The sequence below is a fragment of the Paenibacillus sp. FSL H7-0690 genome (assembly GCF_037980415.1).
GTDB lineage: Bacteria > Bacillota > Bacilli > Paenibacillales > Paenibacillaceae > Paenibacillus_AQ > Paenibacillus_AQ odorifer.
The window spans coordinates 5,162,258-5,179,812 of record NZ_CP150281.1 but is presented as its reverse complement, the minus strand read 5'-3'; the positions used below and the strand labels follow the sequence as shown (position 1 = coordinate 5,179,812).

14 protein-coding genes are annotated in these 17,555 nt (G+C 45.6%); 13 read left to right on the top strand and 1 reads right to left on the bottom strand.

Annotated features, from left to right (window positions below):
- Positions 1-310 precede the first annotated feature (310 nt).
- The 11 genes from MHI32_RS22825 (at position 311) to MHI32_RS22775 (ending at position 13,736) form a co-directional block, all read left to right on the top strand.
- Positions 311-2,269: a carbohydrate-binding protein gene (locus tag MHI32_RS22825; protein ID WP_076279257.1), complete on the top strand. Its 1,959-nt coding sequence runs from the start codon at positions 311-313 to the stop codon at positions 2,267-2,269.
- A gap of 88 nt (positions 2,270-2,357) precedes the next feature.
- Positions 2,358-2,816 carry a TIGR00366 family protein gene (locus MHI32_RS22820; RefSeq protein ID WP_248549335.1) on the top strand — a complete coding sequence of 153 codons (459 nt, stop codon included), beginning with the start codon at positions 2,358-2,360 and terminating at the stop codon, positions 2,814-2,816.
- Between the two features lie 352 nt (positions 2,817-3,168).
- Entirely contained in the window at positions 3,169-5,091 is a 1,923-nt protein-coding gene (locus MHI32_RS22815) for a BglG family transcription antiterminator (RefSeq protein WP_340010953.1), read from the top strand.
- Positions 5,092-5,120: 29 nt separating this feature from the next.
- Positions 5,121-5,459 (top strand): PTS lactose/cellobiose transporter subunit IIA, encoded by a 339-nt coding sequence (locus MHI32_RS22810; RefSeq protein ID WP_038572728.1) that lies wholly within the window; start codon positions 5,121-5,123, stop codon positions 5,457-5,459.
- Between the two features lies 1 nt (position 5,460).
- A complete protein-coding gene (locus tag MHI32_RS22805; protein ID WP_036683292.1) occupies positions 5,461-5,766 on the top strand; it encodes a PTS sugar transporter subunit IIB in 306 nt (101 codons plus the stop codon).
- A 3-nt stretch (positions 5,767-5,769) separates the two neighbouring features.
- Positions 5,770-7,068, top strand: a complete 1,299-nt coding sequence (locus tag MHI32_RS22800) for a PTS transporter subunit EIIC (RefSeq protein WP_076128887.1) — start codon at positions 5,770-5,772, stop codon at positions 7,066-7,068.
- Positions 7,069-7,086: 18 nt separating this feature from the next.
- Positions 7,087-8,547, top strand: coding sequence for a 6-phospho-beta-glucosidase (ascB, locus tag MHI32_RS22795; protein WP_340010950.1), 1,461 nt, complete (start codon positions 7,087-7,089; stop codon positions 8,545-8,547).
- A gap of 229 nt (positions 8,548-8,776) precedes the next feature.
- Entirely contained in the window at positions 8,777-9,973 is a 1,197-nt protein-coding gene (locus tag MHI32_RS22790) for a sensor histidine kinase (protein ID WP_340010948.1), read from the top strand.
- Positions 9,970-10,623, top strand: a complete 654-nt coding sequence (locus tag MHI32_RS22785; RefSeq protein WP_076218827.1) for a response regulator transcription factor — start codon at positions 9,970-9,972, stop codon at positions 10,621-10,623. Before MHI32_RS22790 ends, MHI32_RS22785 begins: the two co-directional genes overlap by 4 nt.
- Before the next feature lie 163 nt (positions 10,624-10,786).
- Positions 10,787-13,009 (top strand): MMPL family transporter, encoded by a 2,223-nt coding sequence (locus tag MHI32_RS22780; RefSeq protein WP_076279253.1) that lies wholly within the window; start codon positions 10,787-10,789, stop codon positions 13,007-13,009.
- A gap of 22 nt (positions 13,010-13,031) precedes the next feature.
- Positions 13,032-13,736, top strand: a complete 705-nt coding sequence (locus MHI32_RS22775) for a glycosyltransferase family 2 protein (RefSeq protein WP_076276787.1) — start codon at positions 13,032-13,034, stop codon at positions 13,734-13,736.
- 103 nt (positions 13,737-13,839) lie between these two features.
- Here the strand turns inward: MHI32_RS22775 and MHI32_RS22770 are convergent, their stop codons facing one another.
- Entirely contained in the window at positions 13,840-14,493 is a 654-nt protein-coding gene (locus tag MHI32_RS22770; protein ID WP_076128891.1) for a GntR family transcriptional regulator, read from the bottom strand.
- Between the two features lie 219 nt (positions 14,494-14,712).
- On the opposite strand from MHI32_RS22770, the gene uxuA reads away from it, so the two are divergent.
- Complete coding sequence (gene uxuA, locus MHI32_RS22765) at positions 14,713-15,789, top strand: mannonate dehydratase (RefSeq protein WP_076191830.1); 1,077 nt, start codon at positions 14,713-14,715, stop codon at positions 15,787-15,789.
- A complete protein-coding gene (locus MHI32_RS22760) occupies positions 15,790-17,400 on the top strand; it encodes a mannitol dehydrogenase family protein (protein WP_340010946.1) in 1,611 nt (536 codons plus the stop codon). It begins immediately after the preceding gene.
- Positions 17,401-17,555 lie beyond the last annotated feature (155 nt).

Sequence of the window (17,555 nt, the reverse complement as noted above, 5' to 3'; positions counted from 1 at the left end):
CGGAAATGCGGAGTAACAGTAGGGCCATGTGCCATGATTGGAGCGGCTTGCGCGGAGATTGTGCATAAAATGCAACAATACAGCTCAGTAGTAGCGACCAACGCAGAAATCCTGCACAAGGTGAACAAAACCGGGGCCGTATTTTAAAAGGAAACTTTGCTGATGCAGAAAAGGTTAGTATTACTCTGCCACTTCCGAAGCTGAACAGGAATATGTCGACTTTATGAAAAGAGTAATAGAGCATCACTGGTGAAATCATTATTCACTGATGACAGAGTATTTTCTGAAGATATGAAAGAGGTGTTTATTTATGCTAAAAAGGTTAAAACTATTAAGTTTAATTGTTTGTATGCTCGCCAGTCTTTTAGCTGTCGTTCCTTTGACAGCAAGAGCGGCGGGCACAATTGTAAGCTATCCATTACCGTCGATCTATACCACGACCAGTCAATACACGGTAACAGCAGACTCTACAAATATACCGGTAATCGACACTTCGGCGGTATTTGTAAACTATAATTATTGTAATTTCTCTTTTTCAGGTACTACTACAATCACAATAACAGCAAGCGAGACAATCAATACCTATAATATTTCTCCCAAAGCTTTGGGAATCACTGCAACAAAGAGCGGAAATACACTTACATTTACACTTTCATCACCAACATATCTTATAGTTAAAATCAATAACCTGAAAGATCTGGTTATTGCTGCAGATGCTCTTGAAACCAATGTTCCGGCTTCATCCGGTACAGGTATATACAATGTTAAAACCGGGTACGGTGCCGACAGTACCGGTGCCGCTATGGCTACAACTGCAATACAAAACGCCATAAATGCGGCTAACGCAGCAGGTGGCGGTATAGTATACGTTCCAGCCGGTGTTTATAAGTGCGGAAACCTTGTTTTAAAAAGCAATGTTTCGGTTTATCTGGAGGGTGGTTCTGTTATAAGGGGTTCAGGAAATCCAAGCGATTACACTACCCATTTTCATAAGAATTCTCTGGGTAAGGATGGAACATGGTTTATTTATACTGAAACAAATGCAAACAATATTAAGATATACGGCAGGGGGACTATTGACGGCAATGGCCATTATATGAGAAATACAAACAATTATTTGAACAATATTCTTGTACCCTTGCAGTGCAGCAACTTCACGGTTGACGGCATAACAATAAGAGACAGCGGTGGCTGGGCTACAATAGTTACAAGATCTAATAACGTAACATTCCAGAATACAAAGCACTTCAACAACAATGAACTTGATTATGAAAATGATGCAATCGACATTCAAGAGAGCCAGAATGTACTCATAAAGCACACTGTAGCAGTATCGGAGGATGACACATACTCATTTAAGACATGGGATGTAGAAACTACGGATATAGCTGCAAACTGGCCTGGAAGTCCTGAAAGCCAGTCAAATGTAGTTGTGGATGATGCTTTGGCTTGGAGCAGATGTGGAGCATTTAAGGTTGGAGATGGAGTGAAACAGCTTCAGGATGGCATAGTTGTTAAAAACTCTTATGTATACCGGTGCTGGCGTGCTTTAGCAGTAGGTCATCTTTATGGAACTCCAGCAGCACAAAACATCATATTTGACAATATAGATGTAGAAGGCTTCTGGCCAAGATCCGGTGTTCACTCCAGATGGTTTGATCTTTCTGCGAAAACCGGTCCGATAAAAAATGTGGTCTATAATAATATAAATTTACGCGCTTTAGGTGAAGTTTCAATAATGAAGGGTTGGAGTGACACATCTACTGTCTCCGGAGTTACATTAAACAATGTTCGCGTCGGTGGAGTTGCGGCAACTACATTGGCAGAATTGAAAATAACAGATACTAACAGCTATGCTGCAGCTCCAAAATTCAACACATTGAAATTTGAAGCGGAAGGCTATAACCTTAGTTCAGGTGTTATTTCCTATGAGGCAAGCACTGATGGTGGGCTGGATGTTGGTGGAGGGAGTAATGGCGACTATATAGCATTTAAAAATGTAGATTTTGGTAGTACAGCTAAAACAAGTATTGATTTGAAGGTTGCATCCGCTAATTCCGGCGGAAGAATAGAATTCCACTTGGACAGTCCTACGGGCACTATGCTGGGTTATTGGACAGCAGAAAGCACAGGCGGATGGCAGACATGGTCAGTCAAGAATATCCCGCTTAATGCCGGGACCGCTGTAGGGACCCATACCGTATATGTAACTTTTGTTAAGTCAGATTCAACCACAGTTGCAAATTTAACCTGGTTCCAGTTCAAATAGAATGGAAACGGTTTGATTTAATTGCAATAAGATGGATCTAGCTATTGTTGTGGCAGAATCGCCGAATTGAGGCCTTTTTAATGCCAAGATGAAATATAACTCACACTACGCTGCTGTGATCATCGGTTTGGCCCGGGGGATCCTCGTCGTTGCAGAGAACGGGATGATTATCGATACCATTTTGAATGGCCTGGCTACTATGCTTAAGGGTTTGCCGAATTACTTGTTCACCACCATTATGCTGGTCGTGCATAATATTATTACGTTCTTGGTTCCTTCTTCATCCGGAGAGGCGGCCTTGACGATGCCTGTGCTTGCACCATTAGGCGATCTTGTGGGTGTTAACCGCGAAGCGGTAGTAACCGCATACCAATTTGGAAATGGATTAACGAATCTCATTTCGCCAACAGGTGGTGTGCTGCTGGCAGGTTTGGCCATCGCCCGGATCAATTTTGGACAATGGTTAAAGGTAATACTCAAGCTGTTTCCGATTCTTTGGCTGGTGGCGGCAATCTTTGCTGCAGTTTCCTCAGCTGTGGGCATGTAGTGGATAAAATATTGCAAAGCCATGCGTGATTTCCTGCAGAAGATAATCAAAATCCCAAGGTCATACTGACCTTGGGATTTTTGATTAGTAAAAGATACTTCTGGTTCCAACCTACATATTGATCCTATTCCCCTCACATCACACTCTCCTCGTTGTTGTATATTTCCTCCTGATTTGTGGCCACAAATAATGTATGCTAAGAATTTAATCCGTTATTTACCTATCCGTCAGTTTCTGCCGTTCCAAACAGCAGAATACAAACTGTTCAGAAGATAACGCTTCCACGTATGATGTATTCATAACCAGCTGAGTGCTTCATCCGATACTAGTATCACAAATGAGGGAATTTAAGGTGAGAGAATATACGATTGTTAATATTTTATATACCCGCAAGAGTCCTGTGCGCATGAGTGAGCTGATTGCCGAAGTGGGGTTGTCCGAACGGACTCTCCGTGACGTGATCCGTGCACTCGACAAAACAGGAGAGGCGAATGGTTTCGGTATCCGTATGATCCGCGGCCAGGGTTATCTACTGGAGATTGGCGATGAAGCCAAATTCAGTAGCTACCAGGAAAAAGGAATGCTGCAGCTGGATCAGGTGGATCTCGATAATAAGCAATCACGCCAGCAGTATTTACTATTCTATCTCTTGCAGAACGATAACTATCAGTCTATGGATAACATGGCGGAAGAAATCGGCGTTAGCCGTTCTACTATTATTTCCGATCTGAAGGAAGTAGAGCAGCGACTTGCCGCTTTCCGGCTTAGCTTGAAACGTCGGGCTCATTATGGCATGAAAATCGAGGGGGAAGAGCAAGACTTCCGTAAAGCCTTTTCTTACTTTATCTTGCAATCGGGTCATACGCTGCAGCATACGGAGGATTTTCATGCTTTTAGTCAGGACTTTGATGCTGAGCAGCTTAAGGGATTTCTACTGCAAATCCTCAAGGAAAAAGAACTGAAGATCTCGGATGTGTTTCTGGATAATATCTTGACCCATCTGTTCATTCTTCTTTACCGGGTTTCCAAGCACAATTTCATTGTGGCTGGACAAGCCTTGCAGGGAACACCTGAGCCGCTGTATCAGGATATTGCCGGGAGTATTGCAGATTTCATCTCCTCTCAATACCAGATTAAGCTTCCGGCGGATGAGATTGATTATTTGGCGCTGCACATTTCTGGCAAGACCATTATGGAACGGATGTCGGAAGAGACCAAATCACATCTGCGGGAGGGAATCACGGCTATTCTGGAGCGCTTGGACCGCGAGTTCCTTACTGGATTCACGCAAGATCAAGAGCTGCGCGAAGCACTGCTATTGCATATGTTCCCGCTGCTGAACCGGTTGTATTACAATCTTCAGCTCGGCAACCCATTGGTGGAGGATGTTTACAGCCAGTATGCCAATGTGTTCGTCATTTCCTTCCGCTTCGCTGAGATTGTAGAGGAGCAGTACGGGTTTCGGATGTCGCGCGATGAGGCAGGGTATGTCGCGTTGCATTTTGCCACCCATCTGGAACGGATGCAGCAGCGCAATCTGGAGAAGTTCAAGCGGATTGCCGTGATCTGCTCGACGGGAGGGGGCAGTGCCCAGTTAATCCGGCTGAAGCTGGAAGCGGTATTCCCTAAAGCGTCGGTGATCACAGCCTCCATCACGGAGGTGGAGAAGATCAGCAGCAAGCCTGTGGATCTGATCCTCTCTACTGTGCCGCTGGCAACAGAGATTAAGGAAAAACCGGTGATCCATATCAAACAGCTGCTGGATGATCAAGAGATTCAGCGGATCAAAGAAATATTGTCTTTGCAGATTAATCGCACAGAACCATCCTACAAGCTGATGGATTTCAAGGATTTGTTCCGCAGGGAGCTGTTTCATCTGTCTGGTTCGGACGAAGATTACATGGAGCTGTTAAAGCAGCGCTGCCGGGAGATCGTGGGCAATCATTATGCAGCTGACGATTTTCCCGAACAAGTGTTGCTCAGAGAGCAGAAATTCACCACCATTTACAAAAATGGGGTGGCCGGCCCGCATCCGATGCGGATGAGCGCGATCCGCGACTGTATCAGTGTAACCGTGTTGAAGAAACCGCTGATCTATGAGGGGAAGCCGGTCCAATTGATTTTTCTGATCAATCTGGGTCCGGGGCAGTTATTCCTGCACAAAGAGATCAGCAAGCTGCTACTGGTTCTAATGGAGAAGGAAGACAGCCGCAATCGGCTGCTAAACACGAATAGTTATGAGCAATTTATGAATGAGATAGAGAACCTACTATAAATAAAATGACGATACGGAGTGGAGAACCCATGGATTATGAACAAACGATTATGCAGATTATTGCCAGCAGCGGAGAGGCAAGAAGCCTTAGCTTAAAAGCGGTAAGAACCGCGCGCGCCGGAAACCTGGAAGAAGCGGGCGAGATGATTAAGAACGCCAAGACCAGCTTGACCAAAGCACATAAAGTACAAACGGGGCTGATCCAGGCTGAAGGCCGGGGCGAAAAGACAGAAATTACGCTGCTGATGATTCACGCGCAGGATCATTTGATGAATGCCCTGACGGTTAGAGAACTGGCTGTGGAACTGATCGAAGAAATCAAAGAACGCAAAGCGCTCGAACTAGAATTGAAAGGATCGGTGAACTAAGATGAAAAAAATATTGCTCGCCTGTGCAGGCGGATTCTCGACAAGTATGCTGGTGGAACGGATGAAAGAATCGGCACGGACACAAGGGGTTGAAGTGGTTATTGATGCGGTGGCGGAGAGTGACATCGCCGATCAAAAGCCTTTTGACATCATTATGCTTGGACCACAAATGGGACATGCCGAAGGCGATCTGGCCGCAGAATATCCGAACATTCCAGTAACTACGATCGATATGATGGACTATGGCATGATGGATGGGGACAAGGTGCTGGCTACAGCACTTGAACTGATGGAGAAGGGGGCTTAAGTCATGGCAGGCGGCGCAGAATGGAGAGCCAAGATCCAGAAAGTCAGCACGAAAATCCAAAAAAATACCTATATCAGCGCTATTTCCAACGGTCTGATGGCCTTGATGCCAATTTTGATTCTGGGCGCTATTTTTTCCCTGATTAATGCACTCAAGCTTGATCCTTATCAGAATTTCCTGGAAAGCACTGGACTCAAAACTTATACTTCGATTCCGGCAACCGTAACCACTGATTTGATCGCACTCTACGCGGTGTTCTCCATCGCTTACAATTTCGCTACCCAACATAAGCAGCAAGGTTTTTCGGCAGGGATTTTGGCACTGATGAGTTTCTTGCTAGTTACACCAAAAGGACTGCTGGATGACGGTGTGACCAAAGCATTTGGTTACTCCTGGTTGGGCGCCAAAGGATTGTTCGTGGCAATCATCCTGGCACTGCTGGTAGGTAAGATCTATACCTTTGTATTGGAAAAGAAATTCTATATCAAAATGCCGAAGGGTGTTCCGCCCACGGTTGAGAAATCTTTTGCCGCGCTTACGCCTGGTTTTATCGTAGCGGTTCTGATGCTGGTGCTGACGGCGATTTTCGCCGCAACGAAATATGGCAATATGCACGAGTTTGTCTTCTCGATTATCCAGCTGCCACTGACTAGTCTGGGGGGTACCTGGTGGGCGATGCTGATCTGCATCTTCGTAATTCACCTGCTGTGGTTCTTTGGAGTTCACGGCACCTTGGTAGTCTATTCCGTTGTCGGCCCGATTTGGGTGGCTTTGGGACTTGAGAATCTGGACGCTTACCAAAGAGGTGTGGAAGGTACGCATATCATTGGTTCACCGTTCTTCCCGGTTTATGTACTGATCGGTGGTGCGGGGGCAACGTTAGGTCTCATTATTGCGATGTTGTTCGCCAAATCTACACGTTATAAGACACTTGGTAAACTGGCAATTATTCCAAGTCTGATCGGTGTCAATGAGCCGGTGATTTTCGGGATGCCATTGGTGCTGAATGTTCGGTTTATGATTCCGTTTATCCTGACTCCGCTGGTGAGTAGTGGTCTGGCGATTCTTCTGACGACTCTGGGTATCCTTCCTGTGCTGCACGGGATTCAGGTGCCGCTGGGCATTCCGGTGCTGGTTAATGGCTGGATGAACGGGGGCTGGCGCGTAAGTGCGTTCCAGCTGGTTATGATTGGTGCAAGCTTCATGATCTACTATCCATTCTTTAAAAAAGCCGATGCCGAAGCGCTGGAGCAAGAACAGCAGGCTGAAGCTAAAGCGGCAGCAACCGCTGCCACCCATTAATAAAAGGAGGCTCAACCGATGACTTATCCATTTCCGGAAAACTTCCTGTGGGGCGGTGCGGTAGCCGCCAATCAGGTCGAAGGCGCGTATAATGAGGGCGGCAAGGGTTTGTCCACTGCTGATGTAGTCAAATATTGTCCTCCTAAGGAACGGCAGAGCCTGGAACAGCTATTGTCCATGTCCGGTCCACAGCTAGAAGAGGCCATACAGGATGATAATCTGGGGAATTACCCCAAACGCAGAGGGATTGATTTCTACCACCGCTACAAAGAAGATATCGCCTTGTTCGCTGAGATGGGTTTTAAGGTATTCCGTATGTCCATCTCCTGGCCTCGTATTTATCCGAATGGCGATGAGCAGGTACCTAACGAGGCAGGACTGCGATTCTACGACGATGTTTTTGATGAGTTGCGTAAATATAATATCGAGCCGCTGGTCACCATTTCCCATTATGAAATGCCGGTGCACCTAGTCACCAAATACAACGGCTGGGAATCCAGAGAACTGGTTGAACTGTTCGTCCGTTATGCGGAGACTGTGTTCACCCGTTACCGGGATAAGGTGAAGTATTGGCTGACTTTCAACGAAATCAACTGTACACTCAAAGCGCCGTTTCTGGGCGCAGGGATTATTCTGGATGGCAAGTCAAATGAGAAGCAGGTTGCTTTTCAGGCTTTGCATCACCAGTTCGTAGCCAGTGCGCTTGCGATTAAGCGGGGCCGGGAGATCAATCCGCAGTTCCAGATCGGCTGCATGCTGGCCCGCAAGCTGCTCTACCCATATTCCTGTCATCCCGGTGATGTACTGAAAGCACAAGCTGAGAACCAAATGGCAATGTTCTGCTCCGATGTTCAGGTTAGAGGCTATTATCCTTCTTATATCCGCCGGCATTTGGAGCAGCATGGAGTGACAATAACCATGTTGCCGGGGGACGAAGCTTTGCTGCGGGACAATCTTGTAGATTTTCTTTCCTTTAGTTACTACATGTCCTCAGTAGTCAGTGTGGATGAGAGTATCACGGCTACGACGGAAGGTAATCTGTCCTCAGGGCTGAAGAATCCCTTCCTGAAAACCTCCGACTGGGGCTGGCAGATCGATCCAAAGGGGCTGCGGTTTGTGCTCAAGGAGATGCATGACCGCTACCAGCTTCCTCTGTTCGTAGTAGAGAATGGTCTGGGTGCTGCAGATGTGCTCGAACTGGATGGCACGATCCGTGATCCATACCGGATAGAGTATCTGGCCCAGCATATTGAGCAGATGGCGGAAGCCATTGCCGATGGCGTGGAGATGATGGGCTACACCAGCTGGGGCTGTATTGATCTGATCTCGGCTTCCACCTCAGAGATGCGCAAGCGGTACGGCTTCATTTATGTTGATCAGGATGATGCAGGCAATGGAACGCTGCTGCGTCTGCGTAAGGACAGCTTTTACTGGTACAAAAAGGTCATAACCTCTAACGGTGCAGATTTAAGCTATTAGTGCGGGGTTATAGTTCTTGTTCATTTTTTACGAAAACCTTGAGAAATCAAGGTTTTTTTGTTTTTTTAATAGGGAATAGAGATCGTGTGTGCTTCTTCTTATAACGAAGTTTTATCCGGGAAGGCATTACAGACAAGGCGATCTCGATTGCCCAAACGTACATGTACTTTCGTACATTACCAACATGTAGGTTAAATCTTTATAATAGAGGAGAAGGAGGGTCAGCCAAGTGAAAGAAAAAAAAGCCGGACTATTGTTCATCGATGAATTGTTTGCGTCCAGATTGCCGCTTTTGATCTGGGTATCCATTGTATATATTGGCACTATATTGCTGCAGTTTCTTAAGGACCCTCAAATATTATCCAGTTCGATATTTACAGGCTTATTCACGGTCCATATTCTGCTGCACTGGAACTCCTATCGAATCACTAATAAGCAATTTTGGTTTTATTTTTCGGCACAAGCAATTTTAATTTACCTTTGTGCGATTTTGATGCCACAGGGGTATCAAGCAGTGTTGATGGGATTGCTTCCGGTCCTGATTGCCCAAAGCCTTGGTTTTTCATTTCGGATAAAAAGAATCGTTTTTGTTGCCCTTATTAGTATAATTTTGTTTTTTGATTCGTCGCTCACCGTGGGCGATACCGATGAATTGATCGTATTTATGCCATTATTTGTTCTGATGCTTGTGATCGTTTTAGCGTATACATTATTGTTTTTTCAACAGGTTCGCGAGCGTCTCAGAATTCAGAATTTTTTGCATGATCTAAAAGAGGCCCATAAAAAGGTAGAGGAGCTGACATTGGCAAATGAACGCCAGCGAATGGCTCGGGATCTGCATGATACATTGGCGCAGGGAGTGGCCGGATTAATTATGCAGCTCGAAGCCGCGGATGCTCATATGACCAAGGGCAACACAGAGCGCTCTCAAGAAATTGTCAGACAGTCTATGAAGCAGGCTCGCACAACCTTAGCTGAAGCTCGTAGAGCAATTGACAATTTGCGGGCAAAATCAGCTTCAGAGATTGATTTTAGGGAAGCGGTCGATTATGAAACACAGCATTTTGGTGAAGCTACAGGTATCGTTGTAACCATGGATTTTAAGCTTACCAGACGTTTGTCTAGAGTAATGATGGAACATAGTTTGCACATTATAAAAGAAGGTCTGACCAATATCGCCCGTCATGCCCGGGCTGACAAGGTGTGGATTACCCTGTCCGATCAAAATGAGCGGCTTTTTATAGAAATCAGAGACAATGGTTTGGGATTTAACACAGACGCCATCGGCAAGGATGCCGGACACTACGGTTTACTCGGGATTCAGGAGCGGGTAAGGCTGATTGGAGGAGAATTGAAGGTGCGCAGCAGTTCGGCTGGAACAAGCATTCAGGTTGAGACATCATTAAGTGAGGGAGACCCTACATGACGCAAGTGAAAATTCTGATCGTAGATGATCATTTTGTTGTTCGGGAAGGCTTGAAGCTGATCCTGGAGACGGATGAACAGTTTCAAATTGTTGGAGAAGCGGTAAATGGGCAGGAAGCTATAACCCTTATAGATGAAGTGCGACCGGACGTGATCCTGATGGATTTGAATATGCCGGTCATGAGCGGACTGGAAGCCATGAAGGTATTGAGGGAGAAGAACAACTCCGTTCCAGTTATTATTTTGACGACTTACAACGAAGATGAATTAATGATTAATGGACTGGCCTTGGGTGCGAGAGGTTACTTATTAAAGGATACGAACCGGGAAAATTTGTTCAGGAATATTGAATCGGCGATAAGAGGAGAAACCTTGCTCTCAGCAGAAATCATGGAGAGAGTGATTTCTGCTCGCGAGCAGCAGAAGGCTTCGGCTCCGATTCATAAAGAAGTATCCTTGTTATCCGATAAAGAAACTCAAATTCTGCAAAGTGTAGCGCAGGGCTTCAAAAGTAAAGAAATCGCCTTTGATTTGGGAATCTCAGAACGTACTGTAAAAGCTCATCTGACGAATGTTTACAACAAGCTAGGGGTAGATTCGCGATCGCAGGCAGTGGCGGCCGCTTTGGAACGGGGGATTTTACATATGTAATTTTGAACATGCGAAAGAAATCTTTCGCATGTTTTTTTTGCGGACTAATGGGCTGCCCGAAAGGGCAGAGCGTGTCCGCCCCTTTGGACGATGTTAGCAAGACTTCTCTTCTATAAGATAAAGGCATAGAGAAAAACATTAGTATAGAGGAGACGATACTGAAATGGCCAAATTATTGTACCGGCTTGGGTTCTGGTCGGCGAGCAACCGCATTAAAGTCATTCTAGGAAGCATTGCCATCCTGCTGATCTCGGCAATCGTAGCTCTTTCGATGGGGCCTAAGCTTCATGAGGGAACTACTATCCCTGGACTGGAGTCCATAAAAACGATGGAACAGATGTATCAGGAATTTCCCTCCATGGTGGATAACAGCGGCAAAATTCAGTTGGTGATGAAATCACTAACGGATGAAACCTTATCCTCAGAAACAACTAAGCAATTAATTGGTGCACAGTTAGAGGAAGTGGCTAAGGATCCGGCGGTCACAGCAGTAGTAAGTCCTTATGACAATCATTCGGTAAGTGCAGATGGCAAAATTGGCTATGCCACCATCTCATACAATACTCCAGGTAGTGATGTTACAGAAACATCAAAGGAACGTGTGCTTGATGTGGCAGGTATTTTGCGTGATGCCGGCTTACAAGCTGAATTAACTGGCTCTGGTTATGTGAAAATGGAGATCGGCGGCGTTACAGAAGGGATAGGGGTGCTCATTGCGCTTCTTGTTCTCACCGTTGCTTTTGGATCCGTTCTGACGGGGATCTTACCGATTCTTACGGCAGTCATTGGTCTTGGTACCGGCGTGATGTTGATCATCATCGGCTCGAATTTCTTCGACACCCCTTCTTTTGCTCTATCCCTGGCCAGCATGATTGGTCTGGCAGTGGGGATCGATTACGCGTTGTTTATTATCTCAAGATATCGGCAACAGCTTGCCGAAGGTTATGAGAGAAAAGAAGCAATTGCGATTGCGAACGGCACGGCAGGGAGTGCGGTTGTCTTTGCAGGCATAACGGTTATTATCGGTCTTGCGGGAATGTCGGTGATTGGTATTCCTTTTCTTACCGCAATGGGTTTAGCCGCTGCGCTTTGCATTTTCGTGGCTGTTCTCATCGCTATTTTTATGGTTCCTGCTATCCTCGAAGCGATGGGAGGCTTGATCAAAGCCAAATCGAAAAAAAGATCCAAAGGTTCAACCCGCAACAAAAAGAACGAGACTCGAGGTAATTTATGGGGGAGTTTTGTTACCGGGCGCCCATGGTTGGCTGTGATCCTTGGGGTAGCATTGCTGGGCACTATTGCAATACCTTTCTTCAACATGGAGACAGGCACCATGGATGATGCGCAAAAATCGCCGGAATTAACTGAGCGGCGGGCATACGATCTGATGACAGAGGCATACGGTGTTGGGTATCATAGTCCGCTCGTTATCCTAGCCGAAACTGATGGTGGACAAGATGCTGCAGCCAATCTGTCTGGGGCGCTGGAACAACTTAGAACCTATCCTAACATTGGTACGATTGCTCCTGCTGTTCCTGGTCCTTCCGGAAAGATTTCTTTGATTCATGTGATTCCGGCTACCGGTCCTGCAGATAATAAAACGGTAGATCTGGTTAAACAAATTCGCAGTCAAGCAGCAGAAATCGAGAGTCAAAATCATGTGAAACTGAAAGTAACCGGGAGCACAGCCGTAAATATCGATATCTCTCAGAAGCTGAACGAGGCGCTGCCTGAATTCTGTATCATCATCGTTGGCTTGGCTTTTGTTCTTCTAGTGATGGTATTCCGGTCCATCCTGGTTCCCATCAAAGCGGTCCTGGGATTTATTCTTTCTTTGGGGGCTACATTAGGTTTCATTACCTTCGTCATACAGGATGGACATTTGCAAAATGTGTTCCATTTTAATGGGCAAGCTCCCATACTCAATTTTCTCCCAATCATGGTCGTCGGCATTTTGTTCGGACTTGCCATGGACTACGAAGTTTTCCTCGTCAGTAGAATGCGGGAAGAATTTAAGAAAAGTGGGGATGCCAAAAAGTCCGTTCTGGCCGGTATTCATCACAGCGGCGGGGTAGTTACAGCTGCAGGACTGATCATGATCTCTGTTTTCACGGGATTCATGCTGGCAGAAGATCCGAACATCAGGGTGATGAGCTTTGCACTTCTCTTTGGGGTTTTGTTCGATGCTTTTGTTGTCCGGATGCTCATCGTTCCCGGTGTAATGACTTTGCTGGGAAAATCAGCGTGGTATTTGCCGAAGTGGCTCGATCGCTTGCTTCCTAACCTGGATGTAGAAGGTGAGGAAGTGATGAAGGCGGTTGAGAAAAAACAATTAAGACTAGTGAGGGATCCTAAAACCAACCTCTCTACTGAACTCCTAAAATAAGTGGATAGTGAGGTGTTGCTCGATGACTCACCTTTCCGTGGTCGTACCTATTTTTAATGAAGAGGAAAATATATACGATCTTTACTTAAGTATTACTGAAGCATTAAGAGGGAGAATTGAGCATTACGAAATCGTACTGGTGAATGATGGAAGTAGGGATCGTAGTGCCGTGCTGTTAAATGAAATCGCACAGATGGATCAAGCGGTAAAGGTCATTCATTTTGAAAAAAACTACGGGCAAACGGCAGCCATTTGGGCGGGGATGAAAAATTCCCAGGGCGAACTGATCGCCCTTATGGATGCAGCGCTACAGACAGATCCACGGAACATCTTTAGATTAATGCCTTTCATCAAGAAAAGAGATTTTGTAAATGGAAAATGGGCAGATCATAAAGATACGTGGTTTAAGAAAGTTTCTTCAGGTTTCGCGAAAAAAATCCGTAATTGGATTATTGGAGGTTCAATTTATGATATAGGCTGTCCTATGAAGCTCTTCAAAAGGGAGGTAGCTGACAGTTTCTATTTATATAATGGAATGCACCGCTTTTTGCCCACGGTGGCTAAGATGAACGGCTTTTCAGTTATTGAAGTTACGGTAACCCATCAAGCGAGGAAACACGGAAACTCTAAATATGGGGAAATCAATCGTGGCGGTATGGGTTTCATGGATGCCATATTGATTGGCTGGCTCAAAAAGAGAGTCATTCTGTATCGGATTAAGAGATAATTGGATTTAGAGAACGTTATGTAAATTGAACAAGAGACATCACGGAGAATTCCATACGATGTCTCTTTGTTTGTTTTAAGGCAGTAAGCTGCCTTTTAGCTGACTATTTCTTTAAATATTCCGAGAAATTCTCCTGAAAATCCAGTGAATGAATATCTTCCCGGAGATGGTGGTGGATTAGCGGGCCGATTTTGGCGGTTTCTTTTTGCACCATAAGCTCAAGAATGGATTGGTGTTCGTTCCAGATTTCTTCCAGCTTGTCGGTCTTAAGCATGTGCAGTCTGCGGTACCTGAGATAATGTACATTCGACTGCTGGATCAGAGTCCACAGATACTCACGTCCAGCAAGCCTGTACAAGGCCCGGTGAAACTCGTCATCTAAATTAAGGAAAGAATCTACAGCATTCTCCTGCCCGATGACCTCTTTCTGTTTCTTAAGAATTTCTTTAAGCTCGTGCACTCCTGGTAGTAAAAGCTGTGCAGAAAGATCCTTGAGGATCTCCTTTTCCAGTGTGCAACGCAAGTATGTGATTTGTTCAACAGATTCAAGATCAATAAAGGAGACAATATTACCTTTTTTCGGATAGATATCGGTATAAGATTCCAGTGCAAGCTGTTTGAGAACATCACGCAACGGCGTACGTGAAATCTGAAACCGCTCAGACAAGGCTGTTTCACTCAGAATGGTGCCTGGCTTTAACGCCAGCGTGAGGATTTCTTGCTTCAGTGTGTTTAGAATTTCAGCTTTAATTGACATTTCTGTTCCTGCTTTCAATTGTTAATGACAGATACAGTACTAGTATACATGATAAGTTCGTTCATTAAAATCATTGGGATGAAAATAGGGTGGATATTCCTTGATTTCAGGATAAAATTCCTGATAAAATTGTGATTGACAAAGAATTGTTCTTATTCTATGATCAAGTAAATCTTGTATACAAGATAGTTGAAAACGAATTCACAGGAGGGTTTATCAATGAACATGACGTGGAGATGGTATGGCGAGGGCAATGACAATATCACGCTGGATCATATTCGGCAGATTCCGGGTGTTATGGGGATTGTCTGGTCTTTGCATGAGAAAGTAGCCGGAGAAGTGTGGGAAATGGAACGGATCCAAGAAGTGGCGGATCAAATCACCAGCAAGGGTTTCAGCACGGCTGTAGTAGAAAGCGTCAACGTTCATGATGATATCAAAATCGGCTTGCCGACCCGTGATAAATATATCGATATTTATATCGACACCATTCGTAAACTCGCCAAGGTTGGCGTTAAGGTGATCTGCTATAATTTTATGCCTGTTTTCGATTGGACCCGCACAGAGCTGTATAAAGAGTTGCCTGATGGCTCGAATGCTCTCTTTTATGAAAAGGCTGCCATTACCGATAATCCGCGTGAGATGGTGGACCGGATTCTGAAGGGAGCTGGAAAGTTCACGATGCCGGGCTGGGAGCCGGAGCGGCTGGAAAAGCTGGATGAGCTGTTTGCGGCTTATGCGGATGTGACGGAAGATAAACTGTTCGACAACCTCCAGTATTTCCTGGAACGCATTATTCCAGTATGCGAGGAAGTGGACATCAAGATGGCTATCCATCCCGATGATCCGGCTTGGCCGATCTTTGGACTGCCGCGTATTATCCGCAATCGGGATATGATCCGCCGTTTTCTGGATTTGGTGGACAGCCCGTACAACGGTTTGACTTTCTGCACAGGGTCACTCGGCACGAATCCGGATAACGATCTGCCAGCGATGATCCGCGAGTTCCATGATCGTATTCATTTTGCCCATATCCGCAATGTGAAGGTATTTGAGAACGGTGATTTCATTGAGGTGTCGCACCGTGGGCGTGACGGAAGCGTTGATGTGGCCGAGGTGGTCAAAGCCTATCATGAGAACGGATACATTGGTTATGTGCGTCCGGATCACGGGCGGCATCTGTGGGGGGAAGAGAAGAACTGCCGACCGGGTTATGGCTTGTATGATAGAGCTATGGGCATCATGTATTTGCTTGGTGTTTGGGATAGCTTGGATAATGTCAAGGAGGCAAAATAAATGCTGCATCTGACCAGAAGCAGTATCCAAGGGGAAAAAGCAGCTTGGAAAGCTGCTGGAGTGGAGCTTCCGCAGTTCGACTATGAGCAGATAGCAAACAATACACAGCTTAAACCGGAATGGATTCATTTCGGTGCAGGTAATATTTTCAGAGGATTCGTGGCAAATGCTCATCAGAAGCTGCTGGATGGCAGGAAGTCGGATACAGGTATTATTGCGGTGGAAACCTTTGATTTCGAAATGATTGATAAAGTCTACAAGCCCTACGACAATCTGACCCTTTTAGTGCTGATGAATGCTCGTGGTGATTTCCAGAAAAGAGTAGTCAGTAGTATTGTGGAGGGAATCGCAGCGGAAAAAAACCGCGAAGCGGAGTACCGTCGATTGATCGAGGTGTTCGAGAATCCCAGCCTGCAAATGGCCAGCTTCACCATCACGGAGAAGGGATACTCGTTGACGGATCCGCACGATAAATATCTTGGCATTGTGGAAAAGGATATTGTGAGCGGACCGGAGCATCCTGTTCATGTCATGAGCATTGTTGCTTCGCTTGCTTATCGAAGATATCTGAAAGGCCAATATCCGATGACCTTTGTCAGCATGGACAACTGCTCACACAATGGCGACAAGCTGAAGAACGGAGTTGTGTCCATCGCTAAGGAATGGGCCCAAAGAGGACTTGTTATAGAAGACTTCGTGCGTTATCTGGAAGATGAACGAGTAATAACCTTTCCATTGTCCATGATCGATAAAATCACACCACGTCCTTCGGAGAGTGTACAGGCAGCGCTTCTGGAACAGGGAATTGGTGATATGGATGTGATCATTACCTCCAAAAACACATATACCGCTCCTTTCGTAAATGCTGAGATCAGCGAATATCTTGTAGTGGAGGATAACTTTACGAACGGACGTCCACCACTAGAGGAAGCCGGAATTATTTTTACGGACCGGGAGACAGTCAACAAGGTGGAGACGATGAAAGTAACGACCTGCCTTAATCCGCTGCATACGGCGCTTGCTGTTTCCGGTTGCCTGCTTGGCTACACCTTGATCGCGGATGAGATGAAGGACGATACTTTGCGGAGGTTTGTGGAGATAATCGGTTACAAAGAAGGTCTGCCCGTCGTAGTGGACCCGGGGATTCTCAGTCCAAAGCAGTTCCTGGACGAAGTCCTTACGGAGCGTTTTGCCAATCCATTTATCCCCGATACTCCGCAGCGGATTGCTACAGACACTTCGCAGAAGGTAGGTATACGGTTTGGTGAAACTATTAAATCCTATATTCGACGGGAGGATCTCGATCCAGCGCAGCTAACGGCGATTCCACTGGCTATCGCTGTGTGGTGTCGTTACTTACTTGGAGTGAATGATGCTGGAGAAGTCTTCACATTGAGTTCAGATCCGTTACTAGAAACACTGCAAGGTTACCTGCAGGGAGTTTCGCTTGGAGACCAAACTGCAAGTGTGCGCCCCATTCTTGAAGATGAGCGACTTTTTGGGGTTCCGTTGTACGAGATTGGTCTAGGTGATAAGATTGAGATTATGTTCCAGGAAATGATGGCAGGCCCAGGAGCGGTACGGAGAACATTAGAGAACTATTTAAAGTGAAAGCTAGGCAGTTAAGTAGATTTGAATTAATATAGGAGAAAATAAAGCTAAAAAAGTCCCGAGGCAATCAATCGGGGCTTTTTTTTGTATGATTTTAAAAAATCCAAACAAAGTGTGAAAAGAATCTTATGTAAAATGAGAAGGACGAAAGTTAA